Origin of the sequence: Pseudoalteromonas sp. PAB 2.2 (genome assembly GCF_001938575.1) — a bacterium.
Taxonomy (GTDB): domain Bacteria; phylum Pseudomonadota; class Gammaproteobacteria; order Enterobacterales; family Alteromonadaceae; genus Pseudoalteromonas; species Pseudoalteromonas lipolytica.
Window position 1 is genome coordinate 108,387 of record NZ_LYPI01000016.1, and the last position, 25,702, is coordinate 134,088.

The 25,702-nt window shown below is 41.7% G+C and carries 23 protein-coding genes and 1 pseudogene; 14 read left to right on the forward strand and 10 right to left on the reverse strand.

Annotated features, from left to right (window positions below; all coding sequences use genetic code 11):
* Window positions 1-8 precede the first annotated feature (8 nt).
* Complete coding sequence (locus BWD47_RS15125; protein ID WP_036973588.1) at window positions 9-1,184, reverse strand: efflux RND transporter periplasmic adaptor subunit; 1,176 nt, start codon at window positions 1,182-1,184, stop codon at window positions 9-11.
* 264 nt (window positions 1,185-1,448) lie between these two features.
* Here BWD47_RS15125 and BWD47_RS15130 point away from each other — a divergent pair, with 264 nt between their 5' ends.
* Window positions 1,449-3,959 (forward strand): zinc-dependent metalloprotease, encoded by a 2,511-nt coding sequence (locus BWD47_RS15130; protein ID WP_036973589.1) that lies wholly within the window; start codon window positions 1,449-1,451, stop codon window positions 3,957-3,959.
* 55 nt (window positions 3,960-4,014) lie between these two features.
* Here BWD47_RS15130 and BWD47_RS15135 read toward each other — a convergent pair whose 3' ends face one another.
* Window positions 4,015-4,629, reverse strand: a complete 615-nt coding sequence (locus BWD47_RS15135; RefSeq protein ID WP_036973591.1) for a membrane protein — start codon at window positions 4,627-4,629, stop codon at window positions 4,015-4,017.
* Window positions 4,630-4,896: 267 nt separating this feature from the next.
* Here BWD47_RS15135 and BWD47_RS15140 point away from each other — a divergent pair, with 267 nt between their 5' ends.
* A complete protein-coding gene (locus BWD47_RS15140) occupies window positions 4,897-6,039 on the forward strand; it encodes a lipopolysaccharide assembly protein LapB (RefSeq protein ID WP_256719386.1) in 1,143 nt (380 codons plus the stop codon).
* A 3-nt stretch (window positions 6,040-6,042) separates the two neighbouring features.
* Here BWD47_RS15140 and BWD47_RS15145 read toward each other — a convergent pair whose 3' ends face one another.
* The 5 genes from BWD47_RS15145 to BWD47_RS15165 form a co-directional block, all read right to left on the reverse strand.
* Window positions 6,043-8,865 (reverse strand): hypothetical protein, encoded by a 2,823-nt coding sequence (locus tag BWD47_RS15145; RefSeq protein ID WP_075594249.1) that lies wholly within the window; start codon window positions 8,863-8,865, stop codon window positions 6,043-6,045.
* 97 nt (window positions 8,866-8,962) lie between these two features.
* Window positions 8,963-9,205, reverse strand: a complete 243-nt coding sequence (locus BWD47_RS15150) for a hypothetical protein (RefSeq protein WP_036973594.1) — start codon at window positions 9,203-9,205, stop codon at window positions 8,963-8,965.
* A 79-nt stretch (window positions 9,206-9,284) separates the two neighbouring features.
* Window positions 9,285-10,820, reverse strand: a complete 1,536-nt coding sequence (locus BWD47_RS15155; RefSeq protein WP_075594250.1) for a PH domain-containing protein — start codon at window positions 10,818-10,820, stop codon at window positions 9,285-9,287.
* Window positions 10,813-11,346 (reverse strand): PH domain-containing protein, encoded by a 534-nt coding sequence (locus BWD47_RS15160; protein WP_075594251.1) that lies wholly within the window; start codon window positions 11,344-11,346, stop codon window positions 10,813-10,815. The genes BWD47_RS15155 and BWD47_RS15160 overlap by 8 nt, the downstream gene beginning before the upstream one ends.
* A gap of 60 nt (window positions 11,347-11,406) precedes the next feature.
* The gene (locus BWD47_RS15165) at window positions 11,407-12,258 is read right to left on the reverse strand and encodes a D-hexose-6-phosphate mutarotase (RefSeq protein ID WP_075594252.1); all 852 of its coding nucleotides are present in this window, start codon (window positions 12,256-12,258) and stop codon (window positions 11,407-11,409) included.
* Between the two features lie 328 nt (window positions 12,259-12,586).
* Here BWD47_RS15165 and BWD47_RS15170 point away from each other — a divergent pair, with 328 nt between their 5' ends.
* From BWD47_RS15170 to BWD47_RS15210, 9 genes and pseudogenes are all read left to right on the forward strand, one after another.
* Complete coding sequence (locus BWD47_RS15170) at window positions 12,587-13,072, forward strand: MarR family winged helix-turn-helix transcriptional regulator (protein WP_036973598.1); 486 nt, start codon at window positions 12,587-12,589, stop codon at window positions 13,070-13,072.
* Between the two features lie 100 nt (window positions 13,073-13,172).
* A complete protein-coding gene (locus BWD47_RS15175; RefSeq protein WP_065979480.1) occupies window positions 13,173-14,498 on the forward strand; it encodes a porin in 1,326 nt (441 codons plus the stop codon).
* Between the two features lie 265 nt (window positions 14,499-14,763).
* On the forward strand, window positions 14,764-17,103 hold the full coding sequence (locus BWD47_RS15180; RefSeq protein ID WP_065979481.1) for a TonB-dependent receptor plug domain-containing protein: 2,340 nt from the start codon (window positions 14,764-14,766) through the stop codon (window positions 17,101-17,103).
* A gap of 81 nt (window positions 17,104-17,184) precedes the next feature.
* Entirely contained in the window at window positions 17,185-17,775 is a 591-nt protein-coding gene (locus tag BWD47_RS15185; protein ID WP_065979482.1) for a biliverdin-producing heme oxygenase, read from the forward strand.
* Complete coding sequence (locus BWD47_RS15190; RefSeq protein ID WP_065979483.1) at window positions 17,772-18,167, forward strand: YbaN family protein; 396 nt, start codon at window positions 17,772-17,774, stop codon at window positions 18,165-18,167. Before BWD47_RS15185 ends, BWD47_RS15190 begins: the two co-directional genes overlap by 4 nt.
* A 248-nt stretch (window positions 18,168-18,415) precedes the next feature.
* A pseudogene (locus tag BWD47_RS15195) lies at window positions 18,416-18,799 on the forward strand (YbaN family protein); the annotation flags it as partial.
* Window positions 18,800-19,000: 201 nt separating this feature from the next.
* On the forward strand, window positions 19,001-19,633 hold the full coding sequence (locus tag BWD47_RS15200) for a PepSY-associated TM helix domain-containing protein (protein ID WP_065979485.1): 633 nt from the start codon (window positions 19,001-19,003) through the stop codon (window positions 19,631-19,633).
* Window positions 19,633-20,133, forward strand: coding sequence for a DUF2271 domain-containing protein (locus BWD47_RS15205; RefSeq protein WP_036973601.1), 501 nt, complete (start codon window positions 19,633-19,635; stop codon window positions 20,131-20,133). Before BWD47_RS15200 ends, BWD47_RS15205 begins: the two co-directional genes overlap by 1 nt.
* Window positions 20,134-20,142: 9 nt before the next feature.
* Window positions 20,143-20,985, forward strand: coding sequence for a DUF4198 domain-containing protein (locus BWD47_RS15210; protein ID WP_036973602.1), 843 nt, complete (start codon window positions 20,143-20,145; stop codon window positions 20,983-20,985).
* Between the two features lie 5 nt (window positions 20,986-20,990).
* On the opposite strand, the gene BWD47_RS15215 is transcribed toward BWD47_RS15210, so the two are convergent.
* Window positions 20,991-21,512, reverse strand: coding sequence for a hypothetical protein (locus BWD47_RS15215; protein WP_051501945.1), 522 nt, complete (start codon window positions 21,510-21,512; stop codon window positions 20,991-20,993).
* A gap of 164 nt (window positions 21,513-21,676) precedes the next feature.
* On the opposite strand from BWD47_RS15215, the gene BWD47_RS15220 reads away from it, so the two are divergent.
* The 3 genes from BWD47_RS15220 to BWD47_RS15230 all read left to right on the forward strand — a co-directional run bounded on the left by BWD47_RS15220 (window position 21,677) and on the right by BWD47_RS15230 (window position 23,991).
* Complete coding sequence (locus BWD47_RS15220; protein WP_036973603.1) at window positions 21,677-22,102, forward strand: DoxX family protein; 426 nt, start codon at window positions 21,677-21,679, stop codon at window positions 22,100-22,102.
* 59 nt (window positions 22,103-22,161) lie between these two features.
* A complete protein-coding gene (locus BWD47_RS15225; RefSeq protein WP_036973604.1) occupies window positions 22,162-23,028 on the forward strand; it encodes a pirin family protein in 867 nt (288 codons plus the stop codon).
* A gap of 75 nt (window positions 23,029-23,103) precedes the next feature.
* Window positions 23,104-23,991, forward strand: a complete 888-nt coding sequence (locus tag BWD47_RS15230) for a LysR family transcriptional regulator (RefSeq protein ID WP_036973605.1) — start codon at window positions 23,104-23,106, stop codon at window positions 23,989-23,991.
* On the opposite strand, the gene BWD47_RS15235 is transcribed toward BWD47_RS15230, so the two are convergent.
* Complete coding sequence (locus tag BWD47_RS15235; RefSeq protein ID WP_227006793.1) at window positions 23,986-24,870, reverse strand: SMP-30/gluconolactonase/LRE family protein; 885 nt, start codon at window positions 24,868-24,870, stop codon at window positions 23,986-23,988. The genes BWD47_RS15230 and BWD47_RS15235 overlap by 6 nt on opposite strands.
* A 27-nt stretch (window positions 24,871-24,897) precedes the next feature.
* Window positions 24,898-25,605 (reverse strand): sulfite exporter TauE/SafE family protein, encoded by a 708-nt coding sequence (locus BWD47_RS15240; RefSeq protein WP_036973607.1) that lies wholly within the window; start codon window positions 25,603-25,605, stop codon window positions 24,898-24,900.
* Between the last annotated feature and the right edge of the window lie 97 nt (window positions 25,606-25,702).

Genomic DNA, 25,702 nt, shown 5'->3' on the forward strand with positions numbered 1-25,702 from the left:
GCGCCACCTTAAAGCTTTTCAACCGCTGCAGTATTCTCTGCATCGCTCGTCATTTCTTTCATGCCTGCAATTTTCACTTCCATACCCGCTTGCGGGTATTCCGGTAATGTAAGCACCAATTGATCATTAACTTGTAAGCCGTCACTGATATAGAAAAACTCACCTTCTTCACGCACTACCGTGACTTTACGAGGCTCAAGTTTTTGCTCGTCATTTACAACCCAAACCGTTTGATTATTAACAAGTGATTGCGGTAAACGGTAAATATTTTGCAGTGTTTCACCCGCGAAGCTAACTTGCACATAAGCACCAAACTTAATCGGCTGTACGTCATGCTTGAGACCATATGGATCGTTCACTCGTATCACCAAATTACTCATACGCGTCGCATTATCAACAACCCCTAGATCGCGGTCTATCACCGCTTCACGTGTAAAGCTGTTTAAACCTTTATTAATAATCGTCGCCTTAACACCTTTAAGGCGTTTCGGTAAAAACACACTATCAAAACCAGCAATAGGAACAATGATTTCGGCACTTTCAATGTTATTAAGTTCAGCAACTTGGCTTCCCACATTAATGTATTGACCTACACCAATCTCACGGTTAATGACCAATGCATCGTAAGGTGCTCTCACTTCACAGCGAGCAAGGTCACGCTCAGCGCGTTTCAATGCAGCTTGTGCTGATTTTACAGCCGCTTGGGCACTTAATACTTGCGGTTTACGAAGGAATAAGTCTGTGCGTTCACGCTCTGGGTAACGTTTTGCTTCATCCTGTGCAACCTTTGCTTGTGCTTGCTCTTCAATCAATGCCGCTTGCGCACTTGCAAGCGAAGCCTCTGCTTGTAATACAGCAGCTTCGTAGTTATCTTTTTCAATAGTAAATAACACTTCACCACGCGCGACGATTCCGCCCGCAACAAAATTTGGATGCCAACTGGTCACTTCACCTGCAACTTGCGATGCAATCAGGGTACTTTCAAGTGGTTTCACTTCACCGTAACTGTTAATAATCACTTGGTGATCATCACTAGAAACAGCTTCAACTTTCACGAGAGGACGCACATCTACTTCATCCTTATCTTGTGGCTCTTGGGCAATCGCATTGATCCCCATAAAACCAGCAATACCAATGAATAAAGCGATAATAGGTAACGTCCATTTTAATAAATTCGTGCGCATAACTTACACCTTTAATATTTTAACTGGTCCTATCATACCAAAGCTGACAGAAACATTAATGTGACATTTGTAAGTAACTGTTACAAACAGACATAGAATGATGCCGTTCAGATTAAAGTGACGTATAAAACAATTTGTTACAAAGAAAATCATTTTAATTTCAGCTGGTTAAAAACACAATTTCACATTTGTTAACATATCACCTTTTATCAAGACGTTATTTCATTAAACTGCTCTATGACATAGTTTAAGGACATTCTAACAGTGAAAATAACAAATATTGCGCTAGCGTTAAGCCTAGCATTGACAGTCAATGGTCATGCCATTGCAGCAAAAAAAGAAGAAAAAAAGCCAGAAACACTGGCTGAGATGATCAAAGATAAAACCGAATTTATCGGTATTTTTACACTTTACCAAGATGCCAAAACGGGTAAAAACTTAATGGTCATCAATGAGTCACAGCTTAATACCCCGTTTGTGTATTTTGCACATACCGTTGATGGCGTGACAGATGCAGGCCACTTTCGAGGCTCATACCGAGAGACCAAACTCATAGAGTTTAGAAAGCATTTTGATCGTATTGATATTGTAAGCAAAACACCACGCTATAAGTTTGACGAGAATTCAGCGCTTGCCCGCTCTGCAGATGCCAATATCAGTGAAGCCGTTCTCGCAAGTATCAAAATAGACAAAGAAGAAGACGGCAAAATAGCCTTTGACGTTGATAAGCTATTTTTAAGCGAAGCACTGCATAAAGTGTCTCCATGGGTTAACCCTGACGATAAAAACGCTAAAAAACGCTTCAAGCTAGGTAAACTAGATGACAAAAAATCGCGTATTGTTAACCAGCGCCCTTACGCAAATAACCTAGATGTTATTGTTGATTATGTATTCAGCAACGCCAACCCAAGTGTGCGGGGCTCTGCCGCTATAAGCGACCCTCGTAACGTATCAATAAAAGTACAGCACTCATTTGTTGCTTTACCTGAAAATGACTACCAACCTCGTCAAGATGATGCGCGAATTGGTTATTTTACTAACCAGTTCGATAATATGACCTCTGCCGACTGGGCCCCTTATGAAGACGTGATCAAACGCTGGGATTTACAAAAGAAAGATCCATCCGCAGCCTTATCTGAACCTGTAAAACCAATTACGTGGTGGATTGAAAATACCACACCGGTTGAGTGGCGCGATACCATCCGCGATGCGGTACTGGCATGGAACACCTCGTTTGAAAAAGCAGGTTTCAAAAATGCGATTGAAGTAAAAATACAACCAGACGATGCAGACTGGGATGCAGGCGACATAAATTACAACGTATTACGTTGGACCGCATCTCCACGTCCACCATTTGGTGGCTATGGTCCTGCACTTGCTAATCCATTAACGGGTGAGATCTTAGGCTCAGACATCATGCTTGAGTATGTCTTCATGAAAAACCGTTGGATGTACGACACCCTATATACACAAGGTGCGGCGACACTCACTGAACATATGAATGACTCAGAACTACACTGCTCTTTGGGCCACAGTATTCAAGAAAACATGTTACTTGCAAAAGGCCTAGGTACTGGTGCAAACATCGAAGACAAAGAAATTTTACGCCAAGGTTTAACGCAACTTGTCTTGCATGAGGTCGGTCATACCTTAGGCTTAAACCACAATATGAAATCTTCTATTTTGTGGAACGAAAAAGACGTACACGACAAGCGTAAAACGCAAGGGATTGTTACAGGCTCTGTTATGGACTATGCGCCGGCAAATATCGCTCCAATTGGCATGCAACAAGGCGACATTTTCCAAACGAAACCAGGTCCTTATGACGACTGGGCTATTGAATATGGTTACAGTCAAGCTTTGGCAGACGCCGATGCCGAGCAACAACGTTTAGAAAAAATTCTTGCTCGCTCATCTGAGCATGCGCTTGCATTTGGTAACGACGCTGATGATATGCGAGCGCCAGGACGTCACATTGATCCACGTATCATGATTGGTGATATGTCATCAAACCCAGCGGCCTATGCCGCAGACCGTATGGCCTTAATCAATAAACTATTTACTGAACTAAAAGACAAAGCCACGGTTGAAGGTGAGTCATATCAGCAACTAGTTACTTCTGCCAACATCCTATTTGGTAGTTACAGAACACAGGCTGGCGTAGTATCTCGTCAAATCGGTGGGGTGTATGTTGAGCGCAACGTCGTGGGTGATGATAAAAATGGCGCACCATTTACGCCAGTGCCATTAGAGCGCCAGCAACAGGCTATGCAAATTCTGGCCAAAAATGTGTTTGCACCTGATGTGTTAGTCAGCATGCAACCGCTATATAACTACTTACAACAGCAACGTCGTGGTTTTAATCATTACGGTAAGAACGAAGATCCAAAACCACATAACATGATTTTAGGCATGCAAAAGCTTGTGCTTGCGCAATTGTTGCACCCTGCAGTCATGCTGCGTATTTCAGACAGCGCAATGTACGGTAATGAGTATTCACTAAGCCAATTTATGGATGACCTAACAGCCAGCATTTTTGTCGATAGTAAAAAAGCGAACTCATTAAGTCATAACTTACAAATTGAGTATGTGAACCAGCTGATTGCGATTGCAGGCTTAGGTAAAGCGAGCAAGCACGACAACCTAGCCAAAGCTGCTGCGCTTTATCAGCTAAACAAAATTGCTGATATCAGTACGCCATGGGGTGCCGACACTGCTGCTAAAGCACATAAGCAGTATATCGATCGCTTAATTAGCAAAGCGCTCGAAGCTTAATTAATAAGCACAAAAGGCTGCCAACGGGCAGCCTTTTATTATTTCAACGTTATAATCAAGCCATCGCTGGACGTGACTTGTAATATTGAATACAACCAAGTTGGGCGGCATTAGTTAGCAATATCATCACAAAAGTTAGAACATGTGACACACTCGGTGAAGCCATCGCCAGTTCTGCGCCTAAACCACAGGCTCCCGCTACAAACTGTAAACTAAAATAACGTGCACTTAAGTTACTAATATCACCGCTTTTAATGGTTTTGTAGGTTTGCGGCATAACACGGATAGAACTCATCGCTAAGCCAACATATGTCAGCCAATTAAGGACTGTGGCAGTGTCCAGTGACGGGCTAAGCAATAACAAAAAAGGCGTCACCGACACAATTAATAGCCCAGCTAATTGCAACCGTTGCTGGCGCGCTGCATTGTAACGCACGAAGTAATAAAGAATTAAACCACTTAACACACCCGTCACGATAAACGGTAAGACCATGTAAATGCGCTGAAAGTACACATTGTAGGTAATGAAATAAAGACTTTGTGCCACCCCAAAGCTCATCATTAGCAACGACACGCCCGACACACTGCGATTTTTACGAATTTTATTTAATAGCGGATAAAAGCTAAACGCCAAAATAAAGCATGAAATAATCGGCAAATAGTGCGCCAAAACAGACCTCTCTCGTTACAATTTAGTTAATACGTTAGCAGTTTATAAACAGCCCATACACAACAAGTAAATCATTGTTTTTTAAGCCATTTAAAAGAGCGCGGCATTCTAATGAGATGCTCATAAAATGCAATGAAGATGAAAAAATAGCCAGCGAGGACTTGGCAAGATTTCCGTACAGTGTGTTTACAGCTTAGAGACAGCATTCATAACTTGAATACAACGAATAACATAGGTACATTGAATAAAAAACAAGCTTAGAGGTAGATGATGAAGCAACTCTTCTGCATCTTACTTATCAGTATGTTACTGCTCGGATGTGCCAGTAAAAGTAACCAACCTGTTATGCCACCTCGTGTTGCAGACCTCCTTAATAGCACACTTTTTCAGCCTGTTACTTTAAAAGACACTGAGCTATTTGCTCTGCCCATCGACGAGCAACAACAATTCCTTGATTACTTTACACAAAGACAAGGTGGCTATCTCAGAGATGATCAAATTCTCTATCACTATTTAGAAAATAAACTCACTAATTTTAACTATTACAGTGAAACACTCACTGCCTCTGAGACAATTCAAAAACAGAAAGGTAATTGTATTAGCCTTGCTATTTTAACTCAGGCGTATGCTCAGTTAGCTGGGCTAAAAACAGGGTTTCAATCAGTGTCGAGTGAACCGGTATACAGCAAAGAAAGTAATATTGTGTATGTATCGGGTCATTTTAGGACCAAAGTCTATGCCCCACTTGATGATGAGGTGACTTACTTAATCACACCGGGAAGTATTATTGATTATTTTCCGAGCCGCGGCAGTTTTTATACCGGCAAAGCCCATTTAAACGATTTAATAAGTCGCTACTACAGTAATTTAGCAGCCGAGGCTTTAGCCGCTAAACAATTTAATTTAAGTTACAGCTATATTCTTAAAGCTGGCGATTACACCCCTTACGATCCTGCACTGTATAATCTTGCAGCGGTATTACACCGTCAAGCTGGTGACTTAGTGGGAGCAAAACATATTTATCAAACCGCATTACAGCACAACATTGAAAACACCAATTTACTTCATAACTACGCTGTGCTGGCCGAACAGCTCGACGACCAAGTACTTCTAACTAAACTCAACTCACAGCTTGCTCTAGCAAAGCAAGATCCGTTCGAATTATTAGCAACGGCAATAAATGCACGCAACAATGGTCAGTATTTTAAAGCCCGAAAGCAGCTCGAAGACGCCATAGCCTTAGCACCTTATTTGTCTGGACCCTATCTAGAGCTGGCTATTATTAACTACCAACAAGGCAATGAGCAATCGAGCAAAGAGTGGCTCGAAAAAGCCATTGAGCTTGAAAGGGAAGACGAAAAGCGGGCGCTCTATCACGCCAAACTATTCGCCTTAAATACCAAGCAGTAACCGTTATAAAGAATAGTAAAAACTAAGCCAAGCACGTAAATCGTTTTCAAAGTCGTCGCCTTCAACACGGGCGACGCCCAAATCAATATTCACATCATTCAGCCCAGCAGGCCCTAGGCCAAAGCTAAACTCGCCTTGCCATTTTAGTCCATAGCTTTGTGCATATACTCGGTTATCTACTTGGTGCTGTTGATAGTAAAGCCAAGGGAGCGAATCTTTATAACTAACCCCGCCACCATAACCTTTATAGCGGTTACCAAGCTGGCTAATAAACGGTAATTCGGGTGCCACTACTAAACCACTTTGAGTCTCGTTGTTAATTAAGTTAGAAGCAAAACCACCTAACGCAAGCGTATTATTGTCACGATAATGCTGAGCAAAGTTAACATAAACAGGAATATTAAACGCATGCGCACCAAACTCAGTAGCAAAGTCGTAACCTTGCCAATTATGCGTTTTGCTATCACCTTTCAGTAAAGCTATCTTTGCTGACTGAGAAAACCCCACTGTTTGTCTATCATATTGCCACTTTTGTTTTAGCCCCAGCTTTAACCATTGATCATCGCCGTGAACAAAGTCGCTGTAGTTATAACTCACAGAAGGAATTATACTTAATTGTTGAAACTGCATTGGATAACTTGTTGCCAAGTGTATACCCGTGTTTTCAATTTTTTCAGCATGGTGTCCGTGGTACTGTTTATCTGTATCTAACTGATAATCGAATAACAAAGCTTTAAAGTGTAAATCAAAGGCTGAATATTTGGCAGCGGCAAACGCCCCCTCTAATGCGCTATCTTGTAAATCAATACTGTAGCCTGCTTGCAAATCAAGCTGTTTTAAAAAGTCACTGCTTTTAACACCCAAGGTTAATATTGACGATGATGCGGAGTAATACTGAGAACCCAACGATAAAGTCGGTTTTTGCTGTAATACATCATAGTCAGTTTGTCGACCTGTCGCTTGTTGATAAATAGCCGCTTTAGGGAGTACTTCGCTTGCGGTCACACCACGCGGTGGTGTGGGGTTTACAGCAAGTTCAGTCACTTTTTCGCGCTGAGTTAAGTCTGTAAAGTGCTTAATATTTGGGCCATCCGGTGTGACTGATAAATACAATAACTCACCATTATTCATCGCCATGGGATGAGCGATAACTTCTTGGCCTTGGCTTAGTTGATAAAGTTCATTTTTATCAAAGTCATAGTGGTACAAATCAACTGCTGCATTTTTACCCGCCACAAAATAAAGGCCTTTCCCATCAGCTTGCCAATTAGGTTGCGATACATATTGATACCCTGCAGGCATAGGCACACGATATGATTTTGTCGTGTTTAAATCTTGTATATACAACTGCCAATTCTGATTCAATGTGGTTTTCAAATAGGCCAGCCGCGACTTATCAGGGCTTAATACGGGGTAGTCATAAACAGTTTCAAGGCTTTTTGTAAACAAGGGAGTGACGTCACCATGAGTAAGGTCTACTTTCACTAACGCTGAGAAACCATGCTGATTTTGTTCTGCATAAACAGTTTCGCCATTTTCGCTAATGCTAAAACGACGCAAGCCCGCGTGATGCGTCAATGCTGTGACCTCACCCGTTGTAATATCGTAACGGTATAAATCAGAAATCCCAAGAACAGACCCTTTGCCCACGGTGGTTGTTGCTGTAAAAAACAGCGTATTTTCATCCAGCCATTGTGGATTTTTAATCCCTTGTCTATTTATTTGCTGCAATACATGCTTCTGCTCACGCTTAAATACTGCGGGTGCTTTATCGACAATATCCAGAGGATCATCGTTTAAAAGCGCATTTTGCTGTGTTGCAAATTCTTCTGCAGCCTGTGTATTTTGCTCTGTACTGTAAATAACTAAACGTGTATCACCCTCTTTATTACGCTCAACAATAGCCAGTTTAGAGTTGTCTGGACTAAGTGCTGGATTTGATGCGTAGAGATCAAGCTCCAACCAAAGCTTACTTGTAAGTGGTTGTTCACTTACCTCTTTAGCCATTGCTTTGTATGTATACTCAGCAACAAAGCGGCGATACAACTTGGCTGGAGAATCAGCAAATACACCTGTAAATGCCTCATCGAAATCACGGTCTTTTACTGCCTGCATTCGTGTCCAAACAGCATCAAGCGTTTGTTCTGAATAGTTTTCTTCAAGCCAAGCCAAAAAACGCGAACCGACCAAATACGCCATCGACCCCGCCAAAAAGCCGCCTTTTGTATTGCTTAGTTGCTTATAACCTGGCAATGCACCTTGCTGAGCAAACTCAATTAAAATCGCTTCAGACAAATTGTCAAACACTCGACCACGGCCTGTCATTTTTGATTCTAATAATGTTGCGTAACCCTCTGCGGCCCAGCGTGGCATGTCTTTTTCTGCTAAGTCATACAGATCCCAGCTATTTTTAATTGCTTGACGAAAATCACTGCGAGTCGGCTGAGCTAAATGCACCAAGTGAATATATTCGTGCAAGATCAATAGCTGTTGCCAACCATCGGTATTAGAAATCACCGTATCGGATTGCGGTGGCGTGGTAAAAAGTGCCATCAAGGGTTTATTAGAGACAGGTAGAGCAAAGCCATTTGCGGCATTCAGAGGGTCAAACACGACTACATCAACGACTTCATCCAAAGCACGATGCTGTTGCTTAAGCACTTTATCACGCACAATTTCAAGCTCTGTGGCAGCCGATTGCGCCCACTGTTGGTTTTCAACGCTAAAGTGTACATTAAAATGCTCAGTGTGAATTGTTTGCCATATTTCTTGGCCAGACGCCTCGCCTGCAACAAGCAGCGCAACGCTCAATAGTGCTTTTTTCATCATAATCCTTGATCCCCAGCTTGGGTATATTGATTTTAAATATTCACACTAGTATGCGTTGCTTTTTTGCGCGGGTGTAGTTAAAAAATGTAAGAAATTAATCGATTTTGATAGGTTTTACTAACCCCAAAAGTTGATAAATAATAAAAATAGTCACTGCAAACATCATACTGCTTCTGAGCGCACCAAGGCCTGCGAGCATCATTGCACTGGTTACCAATAACGCGATACAAGTAATTGCGCAACTAATACAAAAGCCTTTACACTCATTTTTAAAGCGCGCGTACCACAGTAAAGCAACTAAGCCTGAAATAGCGATAATTGGAAGTAAATAAATCATCTGAATACCTGCATCCCTCACTTTTGGACAGTATACCCAAAAACGAAACCGAATCAACGGTATTGATAATCATTTTCATTTAAAACCAATTGCGTGGCTCTGATTCTATTTCATAAAGCACAAAATCAATTAACTGCTCTGCATCAACTGATTTTAAATACGGCATTGATACAGAACCCGATGCAAGTTGTATATACAGGCTTTTTAAACCTGATTTTCGCATTAAATATGTACTAATAGTCGTGGCACTTTGTGCTTTATAAATTTCAAACAAACGATACTGAGTCCCTATCATTCCCGTTCTAAACACGGCAAATGAGCGGCCTTCATGTTGATACAGCGCCATGCCTGTTTTTTGATAACGTAAAAATACGGCAGCCATCAATATACTCGCAGGTAATAAACCCCAAAGCATTGATAACGTTTCAAATAGTTGATCAATAACGACAATGCTAATCACACTCGGCAAACATACATACAACACAGTGTTTTTATACAGCAGTGCCCGTTCGGGTTTAATAAAATTAAGCTCATTTAAATTAATAAACCACGGAAACAACCAACGGCACACTTGCTGAACATGCGCTGCGGTTAACACGGGCATCACCAGTGTTTGTTTGTTTTTATGCGCCGCAACACCTGGGGCTGTATTACCACTGCTCACTTGTGGACATATCAATGTATAACGCTTTAATAATCGTGCAATGATATTTTGCTTAATTTGTACACTTTGTATTTTCTCTGAGCTTATTGATAACTGCTGGCGCTCAAAGAGCCCCGCTACACGTTTAAACTTATTATCTTGAAAATATAAATGAAAATTAAAAAACCTAATTAAAGCCATAGTAATCGACAACAACACAGCGCACAGCACGATAACAACAATGACTGTCACCACAGCCAATGCTGCCGCACTGCCAACAAAGGCAGCCTGCTCGTTAAACATGGCTTCTAGACGCGCAATCAATGAGGTTTCAAGGTAATCAAAAATGGCATTCATAAAAGGGGCAAGCGCCGCTAACGCTAAAATAGCCATATTCGACATCAAACCAAACTTCGCTATTTCGGCGTTACTAAGCGTGAGTGTGTATTGTGCTGATGGTTGTGCTGCATGTTCCGCTTTTTCAGGCGTGTCACTTTGCTGCAACTGCGCTTTAAATGCCATCACTTGTTCGCGTACATGCTCAGCATAACTGAGCTTTACACCTGGGATCACGGCTTCTTGAGCGCTACTGCCTGCAGCATCAAAAATACAGTTAACCAAATTTACGGGCTGGAAATAAAAGGGCTCAGCGATATTCACATTTTGCACTCTGGCAAACTTCAGTGTTAAGCGCTCTTTCTTAAATACCCCTTTGTTTAACAGGATTTCATTTTCGCTACTGATGCGATAAGAGAAATTTCTATAATACGCAAATGCATAAACCACTAACATGACAATAGCGATGCTTGCTGCGACTTGCCCCCAAAACCATTTTTGCTCAACCTGAGTCACAAAAATAACTAAAATAGGCAGTAAATTTAGTAAGCCATCTTTAACAAATCGAATAGCAAAATGCACAATAAAATATAAAAGTGCCCACGGCGACACGCGTTGCCAATCACTGTTATTCATCGGCTAGCTCATCAACTGTTGCATGATTGTCATAACCATAGCTTTGTACAAACTGCCTAATGTCATTGCATTGTTTATCTGTTAAACCACTGATATGAAGATCCGCACTCATGCCACCAGCACTGTAGAGTCTGAGTGTTGCTAAGCCAAGTTTCCGCTCAATGGGTCCTCGATGTATCTCAGTATGTTGAACTCGAGAAATAGGTAACAGGGTCACTTGTTGCCAAATTAAACCACGCTTATAAGCAATATCATGCTCACGTAATGCAATCCCTTTTACACGAACACTGTAAAAGTTATACAGCATTGAAAGCACAACGAGCACGGGCAGCAGTAGCAACCAAGGTGCAGATACCGCATCAGCAAACGGTTGATTAAAATACCGAACAGCCACAATGACCGTCATGAGTGGAATATAAAAAAGCAGCCAATTAATTTGTACATGCCAAATAGCGTTATCTGCAAGTGGCTGAAATTTAATAGTATGGTGGCGAGGCAGAGTGTCGATTTGTTGATTACTAAACACGATTATTCCTTGTAAAGGCCAGTGTCACTGGCCTTACGTGCTAACGTTGAGCGTGGTAAATTAAACCCAGCGAAGTGTCGTTGCAAGCGTATGGCTGGCACCTGGCGCAAGCTCTACACTGTCATCAAGTACATTTGCTGCTTCTAAACAGAGCATCACATGATACTCATCGTCGGCAAAGTTCGACAAGCGTTTTGACTTCTCAACCCACGGATTCCACAGCACACATGATGTTGAGTTTTCACGACCTACTTCAATAATGCCGTCTGGGGTAATTATACGCTGTGTAGCCTCTGCTTCGGTGTACACCATGTCGGTTTCGCGCGCAAAAGAAACCAAGTCGTGCTGCTCATAAGGGCCTTCGCCAAACTCAATGTATTTTGCCCCTTGCAAACCATCAACTTTGGTTTCTTCAATCGCAGGTGTTGGGAAATACGTGTGTAGCGCTTGAGTAAAGTGAATGGTTTCATTATCCATGTTCGTGGTCGTTAAGCGTAACTCAAGACTTGACGTTAAAATAAATTCCGCAAGTAGCTTAGTTTTGTGGGGCCAATATTTATCATCAACCTGAGTCATCGGTAACGAAAGGCTGATATAGATTGAATCTTCTTGTTCTTTCACTTCTTCAGCGCGCCAAAGACCTGTACGAGCCACACCATGCGCAGGCCAACCTTCATGCTGACTTACACCAAACCATGGCCAACAAATAGGGATACCGCCACGTACACCTTTCCCTTCTTGATAGTCTTCTAACTCAGACACCCACAACAACGGCTTTTTGCCTGCAGGCGTGAACTCAGTAATTTGCGCACCTTGCAGAAAAATAGTTGCTTCACACAACTCACTCGCAACCTTAATAAACTCAAGTCCGGTGTCACTTTGTTCAATCGTAACTGATGGCGATAACTTCATAATTCGTCCCATTTAATGAAAGAAAAATCCACCTTACCCAAAGCGGTGGCAATTAGTAAATAATATTTAGTTATTTGATGAAAATGTTTTACAACCAAATGCTAAGTCACCCCATATTAGCATTTTCAGTGTTAACAACAATTACCCTATCTAAACGACAAAATAGAGCATTTAATTTCTGCTCTAACTAAATACAAATCAAAACCATGCCATTATTAGCTTTAATCTATGGCTGATATAGGTGTAATTTATTTGAACTCAATTTATTAGATGTGTAATATTTCGCGATTGCGGTCGCCAGATACCGCCTTTTTAAAGAGACACAACTATGCAAAAGTATGACGAGCTATTGGTATCGTTACGTAAAGTTATCAGGGCTATCGACCTTCATTCAAAACAACTCAACAAAACATCGGGATTAACAGGCCCACAATTACTTATAATGAACGAAGTCGCGCACACCGATGGCATTACGGCCAGCCGCATCGCACAAAACGTTAATTTAAGTCCCGCAACTGTCACCAATATTTTAGACCGCATTGAAAACCGTGAGCTAGTTACGCGTGTTCGCAGTCAACTAGATAAGCGCCGTGTCAGTCTATACCTTACCGAGCGCGGCAAAGAAATTTTGAATAAAGCGCCACAGCCTTTACAAGAGCACTTTATTGAAAAGTTTTCAGCCCTTGAAGAGTGGGAACAAAGTCTATTATTGTCATCTATGCAACGTATTGCAGCCATGATGGATGCAGACCAACTTGATGCCTCCCCCTTACTTGAAGTAGGTGCGCTTACGCGAACCATTGAGTCTCAATAATAAACCCGTTGATTAATATTAAATTTATGTGGCTACCCTTGGGTTCAGTGTGAATATCATCTATGCTAAATAGTACCCATTCTTACATTAGCGATAATTCATGCTTAAACTTTCAAAGTTAGCCCTAGCGATAGCGTTGGGCACTACTTCAAGTCTTAGTCAGGCATCAGAAATCGATGACCTTCAAAAGCAGCTGCAATTACTAAAGCAACAGATGCAGCAACTTCAAACTCAGCTCGATAAAGCAGAGCAACAAGCAAAACAACAAGCGGCGCAGCAAGAACAGATTGATGCCCAAGTTGCTAAACAACAAAAGCAGCTTGAGCAGCAAACGGCTGCTGTTGATTCAGAGCTCGAAAAGAAAGAGTCTGGGATTCGAGTTGGCGGTGCTGTACGTACTAACTTTAGTCACACATCTTATGATGACGGCAATAAGAACCGCGGTGGCGACTTCGATTTTGATATTTTCAGATTGAATTTTGCAGGCGATGTTGGTGACGTGCAATTAAATGCAGAAATTCGTTTTTTCGATTACATGACCGCAGTTAAATATGCCTATGCAGCCTATGACTTTGCCGAAGATTGGCAAGTGCAAGCGGGGATCACCAAAGTCCCCTTTGGTAACTGGCCTTATAACTCTCACAACTACTTTTTTGGCACCACTTATTACGTTGGCTTAGAAGATGACCACGATTTAGGTGTGTTATTTAAGCGTAAAATAGCCGATAACTGGCAAATTGACCTTGGCTTTTTTAAAAATGATGAATTAGGTGGTGTTGACGGTTACGTTGATAATCGCAGCGATCGTTATTCGTATGATGTCGTTGGTTTTCGTGATGCCGACGAAGGCGTTTACGCAGAACCCACCAATGCGATAGGTGAATACAATACATTCTCTGGACGTTATGGTTACCACTTCGAGCATGATGGTGGCACCACTGAGTTAGGTGTTTCTGCGTTATCAGGCGGCCTACACGACGGTGAAGACAAAGCAGGCGACTACATGGCTTGGGCTGTGCACCTTAACAGCACCATTGGCCCGTGGAACTTCCAACTGCAACACGGTGAATACGATTACGACATTGATAACGTAAATCGTATGGCTGTCGGCGCCTACTCTTTTTATGACAGTATCGCCGCCGAAGCCACCATGACTAATGCCAACATTGCTTACAGTTTACCTGTTGAGTGGGGGCCAGTAACCAACCTGCAATTTTATAATGACTACGGCATTATTTACGATAAGTCAGATAACAGTGCAGACACGTGGATGAATGTAACGGGTGTGTCGGTCGCCGCAGGTGGCTTATTTACCTACTTTGATCTTGTAAAAGCGAAAAACCAACCGTTTGTTGGTGGCTCAATAGCTGGCGACAGCGACGAGACCGAAACGCGCTTCAATATCAATATCGGTTACTACTTTTAAAACGATTATAAATCAAGGGGAGTTAACTCCCCTTACGCTTCTTTTACACCGCGACACCGTTCTACCTTTTACCTATTCACTCTATTGAGCACCAAATCAACGAACCATTGTGGCTTTTTAGTGAATTGTGTTCGTTAAGTGTTATAAAAAAAGATATCCCCACATTTAGACTGGTCTGATCTGACTCAAAATGAAATACAAACACCTAAAACACAAATAAAAATCATTATCATGTGTGCACCTTTTAGTTTCCATCAGATTTATTGTGAAAAGACGTCTTTTAAGTTTAAGTATTTTACTAGCCCTACCTGTTTCCTTGTTAGGCTATAGCACTCAATCATTAGCAAAGAAAGTAAATGACAAATCAATAGAAGTTATCACCGTAAAAGGAGAACAGCTACAACTCGATCGCGATGATATTGACCGAACTCGTGGTAATGCAAATGCCGATATTTTTTCAACATTCACGGGGATTGAAGCAAATAATATTCGTAATGAAGCTGGCGCATTAGATATTGGCATTCGGGGGGTTCAAGGTGAAGGGAGAGTGCCTATTTTTATCGATGGCAGCTTGCAGTCTACCCATACGAATCGTGGTTACATGGGAACATCTGATCGCACCTACATTGATTCAGATTTAATTAGCACTGTAAATATAGAAAAAGGCGCTTCGGCAAAAGTCTCGCCATTTGGCTCAGGCGCTATTGGTGGCACCGTCAACATCAGTACATTAAATCCACATGATGTTTTAAAAAACGGTGAACCGTTAGGCGCATTAGTAAAATTAAAAACTTATAACAATAATGCCATGCCGACGGTCAGCGATGATGCAACTCAACAAAATTATTATCGCGTTGATAATAGTCATAATTCCAGTGACTTTGAGAATGGTAGCATCATGCTGGCGACGGCGTACAAAAGCGATAACTTTAGCGCAGTATTTGCATTTAGCGACAAAAAAACGGGGAATTATTTTGCTGGGAGTAATGGCTTTGAAAAATTCATAGAGACGCAAAGTAGTTCTTGGGGAACATGGGAAATATTACCGCCAGTCAATCCAGGTGCAGAAGTCGTCAATACGAGTTTCGAAAGTGAATCTTACCTAGCCAAGTTTAGTTATGACTTAAATGATGAACATACCCTTGAAGTAAACACTCGCCATCACCAACAAAAAGCAGGAGAAATGCTTGCTTCTTATTGGTATAAATTTGAAGCTGGTGACTATATTCAATCTCCTGACGGCGAATGGCAAACACTACCCGAAGGCGAAGAAGCAATGCCGCAATGGCAACAAGGCACTGCACATGTGAATAGCGTAAGTGCTGTTTATCATTATTTGCCAACCAATAATTCGTTCGTTGATGTAAAAGTTAATGTATGGAAAACACATGCAAAATTACATCAATACAATGGGTTAGCATCAAACTACGGTCGAAGTGCGCTGCAATATTTACATCAGTATTCTAATACACGACATGGGTTTAGTGCCTATAACGTAGCGTCATTCAAACTAAATCCACACACACCGGTCATATTAACAACAGGTTACTCATGGCAAGCGGAAAAGTTGGCTCCAAAACCCGGTTATGAAAGTACCTTTCACACAAAATTACCCACTTCGCGAGATGGAAAACGAACAGCCAACAGCATGTTTGCTAATACACAAGTTGATTTAAACCAACTTGAGCTAGTATTTAACGCGAACCTCCACGATGCAAAAATCACCGATAATCAAACACATTTAACTCAGCACTTTGATCTAAAGACAGACTTGACCGCTCAGCTGCATTATCACGTGTTGAGTAATACGGTGCTGAAAGCAAAATACAGTCAAGCGTACAGAATGCCAAGCTTGTACGAAGGTACTGTCTCTAATGAAGTGTTTTCATATTCGCCAGAGCACCCTATTGAACCAGAAAAAACGAATTCATACGAAATAGGATTAGAAAGCACGTTTGCAGCCTTACTAAACGAAAATGATACGCTCACTATGACTGCAAACTATTTCCACACAAAAATAGACAGTATGCTTGCCACTGCCAATATGCCAAAAACAGAACACAATACACATTCATGGCAGCGCACGTATTCATTTACAAATTATGATTCTTTCACTTTACCCGGTATGGAGTTTAAGCTGAATTATCAAAGCCCGTACTTATATGCATCCGCATCGATGATCAATTATCAAGATGTCGAGATGTGCTCAAATAAGTTAGCAGATATTGGGGAAGCCGAGCGTTGTAACAGTGAAGGGTTTCTTGGCAGCCTAACACCACTGAGGATCCCACCTGAGAAAAGCTACGTTGCAACACTGGGTACCCGCTTATTTGAGGGAGACGTTGATACTGGCTTCATTTACAAAAAACACTCTGAAAAACATCACCCTGGTGGCTTTTTATCAGGCACAGGTGTTGATGCATTAGAGTTTATACCTGCAGGTTATCAGCTTGATTTTTACATTGACTATACCTTAAGTGAAAGCCTAAGTGGTTATGCCGCCATCACTAACTTAACAGACCAATATAAGGTCTCAACAGGTTCTGTCGTTGCTATGCCAGAACCCGGAAAAACAATCACATTAGGTGTAGAGATCAAATTGTAAATTGACTTTGTTCGATTGACACGGCGGTGGCCAGTTTTATCGCTGCCGTTATTTTTTATTGTTATTTTTGTTGGAATTAGTATGACTATTCATGTCTCAACCCCGTCACGCTCACATACCTTAAGAGCAGCAACAGCCGATGTTCATCACCATGTTGATAAAAGTATCATGGCACAAAATCCATTTGCTGATACATCTAGTTACCTCTCTTTTTTGAACTTGCAGTATTATTTTTTAAATGATGTAAGTGCACTTTACACGCATCCTGAGCTTACAAAAACGATTTCAAATTTAGCCTCACGACGTCGTTTAGACCTGTTGGAGCAAGACTTTATAGACTTGGAAACACCGTTACCAAAAGCATATTTACAGCCACATATTTCTGATAAAACCGACTTTGCTACAGCAATAGGTTGGTTATATGTCGTCGAAGGCTCAAAAGTCGGCGCAGCAATGCTTGGAAAACACCTGAAAACGCATCTTAATTATGATGCAAGTCACGGTGGACGCTACTTAACAGGCCCAGGGGCTGGTCGGGGTAGTGCGTGGCGCGAACTGGTGCAATTTATTGATAATCTGCAACTAACAGCACAGCAAGAACATGCCCTTATAGAAGGAGCACGCCAAGCATTTATTCGCTTTCAACGTTTTCAAGCTCACATTTACTCATGAATCAAAATAAGGCTTTCACACATTATAAGAATACCGCTCTTAAAGTATGTGGTTATTTGTTTGTGAGCCTGGGCATCGCCGGTGTTTTTTTACCGGTGATGCCAACCACAGTGTTCCTTATTATCGCACTTGCATGCTTCAACCGAGCATCACCCACACTCGCTGAAAAGTTGCTAAATCATCCTCGATTTGGTGAAACGCTACGGCTATGGCAAAAACATAAATTAATCCCTATAAAAGCAAAAATGTTAGCGATAATGGGAATTAGTGTAAGTTATCTCATGCTGCTATTTACCTTACCTTCGGGGTGGTTGATATGCACCGTAGGGATAATAAAAGTGCTGGTTATTGCATACATACTTTCACGTCCTTCAAAAGCAGCATACTGTTAATGCTGCTAACAAAACAAAGCAGGGACGTGATTATTTGCTTTGTTTTGCTAAGTGCTAAAAATTAATTAGTTAAAATAAACACCTGCTATCTCACAACTTATTATGTCATTCACACCTTAAACGTTCTTCGAGCAACATTAGGTAAAAAACGTTAGCTGAGCTACAGTTAAAAGTAACGCAGAATAAATGTATGATTTTGCAAAATATGCATCACCGCATTTTCAGTTTTATCAGGCTCAATTATATTGATGAATGTAAGAACGGTATTTACCGCCTATAAAAATGGCTGCTATCAATTACTTGGATTATTGATGGTTGGCTTAGGTATCATAGGTATTGCACTCCCTGTGATGCCCACAACTATTTTCTTTATTCTTGCTTTGGGCTGTTTTACACGCTCTTCTCCCGCTTTGTCTGCTTGGCTATTAAATCATCCTCGGTATGGCGAATCACTTCGATATTGGCAGCTCTATAAAGTGGTTCCGCTAAGAGCAAAATTTTTAGCTGGCCTTGGCATGGCCGTGGGCTATTTCTTCTTACTGCAAAGCGCAGCACCGATTTGGGTTATGTATCTTGTAGCTGTTATCGAGGTGTGCGTGTTGGGCTATTTAATCAATCGTCCCTCAAAGCCTAATCATCCGACGCTGATCCAACTTAACATATCCACTCGGCTGCAATTAATGCTACTTGCTAGCCTGTTTACCTCACAACTCGCCATTATTGCGTACCTCGCTATTCAGTATTAACTGCTCGAATGTAAAGAACGTAAACGCACTTGTTATTAATAATACGAACTATTATCATGTGAGCATCAATAACAAGTACCTTACATTATGTTCTCTTTCAATAAACGCATGTTTTATAGCGTTAGCCGTGCCTTACATATTTATTTATCAACCGCGCTATTTTTTCTACTGATCTTATTTTGTATCAGCGGCATCATCCTCAATCACGTAAGTTGGCTTGAAAATGACAAACATAATGGTCAAACCCACGTGCTCATTTCTGCACAGCTCTTCGAAAAAGCACAGCAGAACCTTAATGCATTACCCACTCTTTACCCTGAAATTGAACGCTATATGGCAGATCAGTTTTCTCTGCAGAATGTAAAAAGCATTGAATGGGAAAAACAAGACGCACTAGTCATGCTCGACTACCCGTTGCCTGCAGGGTTTGCTTATGCCGAAATCGACTTTCAAACGGGAGAGCTCAATCTTGACTACCAAACAGGTGGGGTTATGAGCCTTATTGGTGATTTGCACAAAGGCCGTCATACAGGCGAGGCATGGAGCTGGGTAATTGATATCTCAGCAGTATTAATGATCATCTTCGCTATAACTGGCTTATTTATTTTATTTCAAAACCGTAAAAAGCGTACCTCAGGGCTTTGGCTAACACTGTTTGGTGTCGTCACACCTCTGGTTATTTATCTAGTTTGGGTGCCTCAACTTAAAGGAGTATCTTAATGAAACAAGCCCACTTACTACTTGCTCTACTGTTCAGCTGTTTATTCAGCCCACTTAGCTTTGCCAAAGACGCCAACCTCACCGTTGAGTTCACTTTGCCTGAGCTTGATGTATCCCCTTATCACCGTCCATATGTTGCGCTTTGGCTTGAAACCCCAGAACGTAAACATGTAACCACAGTGGCACTTTGGGTTGAAAAAGCAGAGTGGTTTAAAGACTTACGTCAGTGGTGGCGTAAAGCAGGTCGCAGTAACGATAACTTCGACGGCGTAACAGGTGCCACAAAACGTCCTGGTACTTACACCATTGAGTGGCACGGTAAGGATTTAAAAGGTAACCCCGTTAAACCCGGTAAATATTTACTCAATGTGGAAGTTGTACGTGAAGAAGGTGGCCGTGATTACAGCCGTGTTGAAATCGACTTAACAAAAGATGGCAAAGTCACTCTCGCTGGCGAAAAAGAATTCGCGACTAGCTTCGTTACTATTACTAGCAATTAAGGATAAACAATGAAATTAAAATTATTAAAAACGGCCCTAATCGGTGCCGTTACGTTCACCGCACTTGCATCAAGTTACGCACAGGCACACGCTCGTTGGTTAATGCCATCGCACACCTCTTTATCGGGTGAAAAAACACATTATGTGATGATTGATGCCAGTATTTCAAACGAGTTGTTTAGCCCAGACAAAGCCTACCGCCCAAATGAACAAGGCGCAGAATATGATGACAACTTATTAATCGCCCTTGCGCCAAACGGTAAGCCTGTAGAAGAGAAGATTCGCGCGTACTACCTAAAACGTAAAAACTCAGCGGCCGTTAGCTTATCGCAAGATGGGACGTACCATATTGCGATGCAGCAAAAGCCCCTGCTAATGACATTCTACAAAGATAAAGACGGCAACCGTGGTCGTGTATTTACAGGTAAAAAAGACGCTGATCTTCCTGCTGGTGCAACCGAAGTACGCACGATTAAGTCAATCGCAACCGTTGATACCTTTGTAAGCCGTAACGGCACTTCTAAACCCACATTACTTGGCCAAGGCTTAGAGATTTCGGGCCCAACGCATCCAAACGATTTATTTGCAGGTGAAGAGGCTAAATTCCAATTATTAATGGATGGAAAACCTGCCGCTAACGTTGAGCTAGCGATTGTACGCGGCAGTGCTCGTTACCGTAATGCGCGTGATGAAGTAAAACTTACTACCGATAGTGAAGGTTTCTTCACCGTGACATTCGAACACGCTGATATGTATCTGATTGAAGCATCTGTTGATCAAAAACCAACAGAAGCAGATATCGATAACGTGCGTTACTCATTATTTACCACCCTTGAAGTCGCGCCTGAATAAGTCACTTAATGAGGCCTTATAAGAGGCCTTATTCGACTTTCGAGGAAGACTGTAGTCAACGGTGTGATCACAGCTGCCGTCTTTCTCGCAATCATTGGCCCATCTCCATCGACATCCCAGCTTGGGTGCATCCCATTTAATGGGCTTTTGATAACGCTAATATCTTCTGTAAATTTACTATGCTCATCACGGCCTGCGGCATTGCGCATCAAAAATACCCAAATCACATAATTGCCATCATCAGGAATTTTAAGCTCAGCATGATCACCTTTTGCCGGGCCAACATACAAAGCGGTTGGGTTACCTTTCGGTAAAATATTAAAGTAGTTACTAGAGTTTGAAGGAGCAAAATCAACCTTTAATGTATTGCCTTTATTAAGGTTTATTTGATATTCCCACATCTCATAACCTTTAATTATGTCTTTAACTTGCCAGCTTTGCTGCACCGCTATATCTGAAACTAATAACTCATAATGACGACTATTGGGTAAGTTTTGATTAGCAAACACCACGCTGCTTGCAGCCATAGAAAAACAAAATCCTATTGATAACAATAACTTCACATTGAATCTTCTTTAAGATTCTTTTTTAAAGAATAATAAGCGCTAATTTTACTATTTTTAATTCTTTTAAAGTGAATTTATAGTTACTTCATCGCAGACACACAGCTTAACTAAACAGGATACCTACTATGAAACTTTTTACTTTAATCTCAGCTCAACCACAATTACAAAATATTAGCACTTTATTGGCACGTATTGGTTTATCGGCCATCTTTTTACTCACCAGCTTTAGTAAAATCGAGTTTTTCGATGCAACAGCACAGTACATGGCATCCGTTGGTTTACCAGAGTTCTTACTGCCATTTGTCATTGCTTTTGAAATGGTTGGCGGGTTATTTATTTTACTCGGCTTCTTAACACAACTAACCGCTGTCGCTTTTGCTGGTTTCAGCCTGGCCAGTGCTTTGTTATTCCACTTTCAACTTGATGATCAAATGCAATTTTTAATGTTCTACAAAAACATTGCAATGGCAGGTGGCTTTTTAGCATTAGCCAGTGTTGGTGCAGGCAAAATCAGCCTAGATCAACTAATGTTAAAACGTAGTCAGGCATAACATTTCTCCCAGCCAATAACCTAGGTTGTTGGCTGGGTTTGTTTTTAAGGAGCGCAAATATGGCAAAGTTATTAACAGCAACCAGCCACGATATTGGTGGGCTCGATGTAAAACGCATCTTGCCGCATTTTGACAAAAAAATGGTTGGGCCATTTATCTTTTTTGACCACATGGGGCCGAATCACTTTCCTCGCGGTGAAGGCATAAATGTGGGGCCTCATCCTCATATTGGCCTTTCAACGCTCACTTATTTGTTTACTGGCAGTATTTACCATCGCGATTCACTAGGCAATAGCCTGCAAATAGAACCTGGCGATGTTAACTGGATGACCGCAGGTCGCGGTATAGTGCACTCAGAAAGAGAAAGCCTTGAAGTGCGTGCAAGCGAGCACGACATTAATGGTCTGCAATGCTGGGTTGCTTTGCCTGAGAGCATGACCGAAATAGCACCGCGATTTGAACATATCAAAAAACAGCAACTGCCTGAAAAAATAGAAAAAGGAGTGCTGATGCGACTAATCGTGGGTGATGCCTATGGCTTGAGCTCCCCGGTGAAAAGCTACTCACCTATGTTTTATTTAGATACAGTAGCAGAGCAAGGCAGTTATATTACTAAACCGCATCCTCATCATGAAACCGCTGTGTATGTAATTTATGGTGAAGTTAGTATTGGTGATACTCGCTATACTCAAGACAATTTTGTTCTACTCGATGACAGCGAACACGAAATTACGACCCATGTGCATAGCCGCTTTATTTTACTCGGTGGCAGTAAATTCAATAAAGTTCCTTATTTACACTGGAACTTTGTTGCATACAGCAAAGAGCGTATCGAGCAAGCAAAACAAGATTGGCAAGCACAGCGCTTTGCTAAAATCCCCGGTGATGAGCTTGAATATATTGAGTTGCCCTTTGCTAAAAAGTAAACTTTTTTGCAATTTATAGGTACTATCCATTTACAGGCACTAATTAGTAAGTAACCACGTTAGCAAAGGAATACCATGCTAAGAATCACCCTAGAGCAATGGCGCATGTTTCGTGCTGTTGTTGAGTTTGGTGGCTTTAATCAAGCCGCACAAAGCATTCATAAAAGCCAGTCGAGTATTCATAATGCCGTGGGCAAAATTGAATCGGCACTCAATGTAAAATTATTTACTATTCAAGGGCGTAAAACGGTGCTCACAGAAGCCGGTGAAATGATGCTACGCCGTGCCAATTATTTACTCGATGAAGCTGCCAAAGTCGAAGCGATTGGCCAAACCCTCGGCGAAGGTATCGAAAGCAAGCTGCGCATTGCAGTTGATGCCATTTTTCCACAGCAATTACTTTATAAAGTGCTTAACGACACGTCTTCGCAATACCCACAACTGCGTATCGAATTGCATGAATCTGTGCTGATGGGTGGCAATGAATTACTTGTAAATGATCAGGTCGATATTGCCATTACAGGTTTTCCGATAGCGGCTGGCTTTCATGAAGAGTTATGCAATATTGAATTTATTGCCGTGGCGCATCCAGATCACCCTTTGCATGCGATTGACCGCGAAATAACATTAGAAGATTTAAAATCACACCGACAAATTGTAGTGCGTGACTCAGCGAATAAACACAAACAAGATGGCGGCTGGCTAGGTGCCGATCAACGTTGGACGGTAACGCATTTACGCACCTCTATTGATATGATCAGTAATGGTCTAGGCTTTGCGTGGTTACCAAAAATAGCGATTGAAAAACAACTCGCAGCAGGGCAAATGAAAGCGCTCAATTTAACGCATAACAGTAGCCGCAGTGCTAAGTTACATTTGCTCTTCAAAGACGGTGACAAACTGGGTCCCGCAGCACGGGCATTTCTTGGCGAATTACGCTACCAAGTAATGGAAAATCTATAGTTTAAGCGGTGTTTCAGCGATGCCTTTAACACCCGGCTTTAAAATAAACACGCCCCCGCTGTGCGGGTAATCAGCAAGTACCGACTCATCCAACCCGACTGCTGCGGTAGTAATTGCCACATGCTCAAGTGCCTCTCCGACAAATGCAACACTGGTAACACGTGGTGCGGGAATACGTAAAAATTGCACTTGCTCGCCGCGTGGCGAAAAACGATAAACACCATAACCATTCCATGCTGCGACCCATAAGTGGTCGTCATTATCAACCGTCATGCCATCTGGGTAACCCATGCTATCGGTAAAACGGATAAACGCATGCTTATTACTAAGCTCGCCCTGTGCACTTAATGAGAAGCGATAGATAGTTTGTTTTTCAGAGTCTGTTGAGTATAAAAACTGCCCGCATTTACTTACCGCCGGTCCATTACTAATGGTGTAGTGTTGGTCAACGACTTCAGGAGCCTTTCCATGACCAACGCGGTATAACTTTCCACTCGGAGCTTGTTCTTGAGAGTCCATCGAGCCAAAAAAACCAAAACCTTGCCGTGATGTTTTACCATCGTTTAATCGGTTTTGCTGTGGCTCATTGTCGATTGAGTAAAGCAGTTCGCGGCTAAAGTCTTCGCTATTAAGTTTATAGATGCCCTTCGCAAACCCAGCAACAAGCTCACCTTGCTCCGTTTCCATTACCCAACAAATGGGCTCTGGCATGGCAAACTGACTTACCCGCATACTTTGGCAGTGCAAACGAAATAAACGCTGACCCAAAATATCAACCCAAAATACGCAGTTGTGGGCTTTTGCAAAGTAAGCACCTTCGCCTAATTGGCATTGGCTAGAAATAATTATTTTTAGGGTGGCATCGAGCATAAATTTCATTAAATAAACAGCTGAACTTTTACCATTCTATCTGTGTATAAAAATAAGTGCTAGGCCAGATAAGCCTGCGACTAGCAGTATGATGCTGCGAATTGCTCTTTCATTTAAGTTGTTATTAATTATAAAAGACAGTCCCCAGCCAATTAAGATTGCTGGCAGACAAAAGAAAAACAGTTTTACATCCCCCATATCAGCAGAGCCAGTAAGCATCAGCACAATAATGCCAAATAGGTTAATGAAAACAAAGAATGCACTAAGGTTGGCCTTTATTTTATCTTTATCCTCAGCTTGATAGAGCAGCCCCATCGGCGCGCCCCCAGCGGAGGTGGTGGTTCCTAAAAACCCCGACGACATAGAGGCTAATAAACTCGTTATGGTCGATATTTTAGGTTTCATACCTATGATAGATAATGCGACGACGACTAATATACTCACTCCGAGCAATAACTGGTACTGCTTAGCATTCACATACCACATCACTGCCGCTGCGAATATTACGCCCATTGCACCACCGACTATTGAGATCCCCGTCTGTTTCATATCGATTGACCCTCGGTGCTTTATCATTAACACCGAAGTTAAAAAGAGTGCATTCAAAATCATAGGGCCAGGCACCAGTTCAGGCATTAACCAATATAAAACTGGCACACACAGCATACCAAGGCCAAAGCCAATAACACTTTGCAAGCAAGCACCAATGATCAGAATTACATACACGAGTACAAAGTCGGTCAAACTTTCTTACCACCTTAGAAAAATAGGGGAGATGGTAACAATACCAACCCATATTTTATTATTATAGTATCATTTGTTTTATTGAAAAAATTTTATC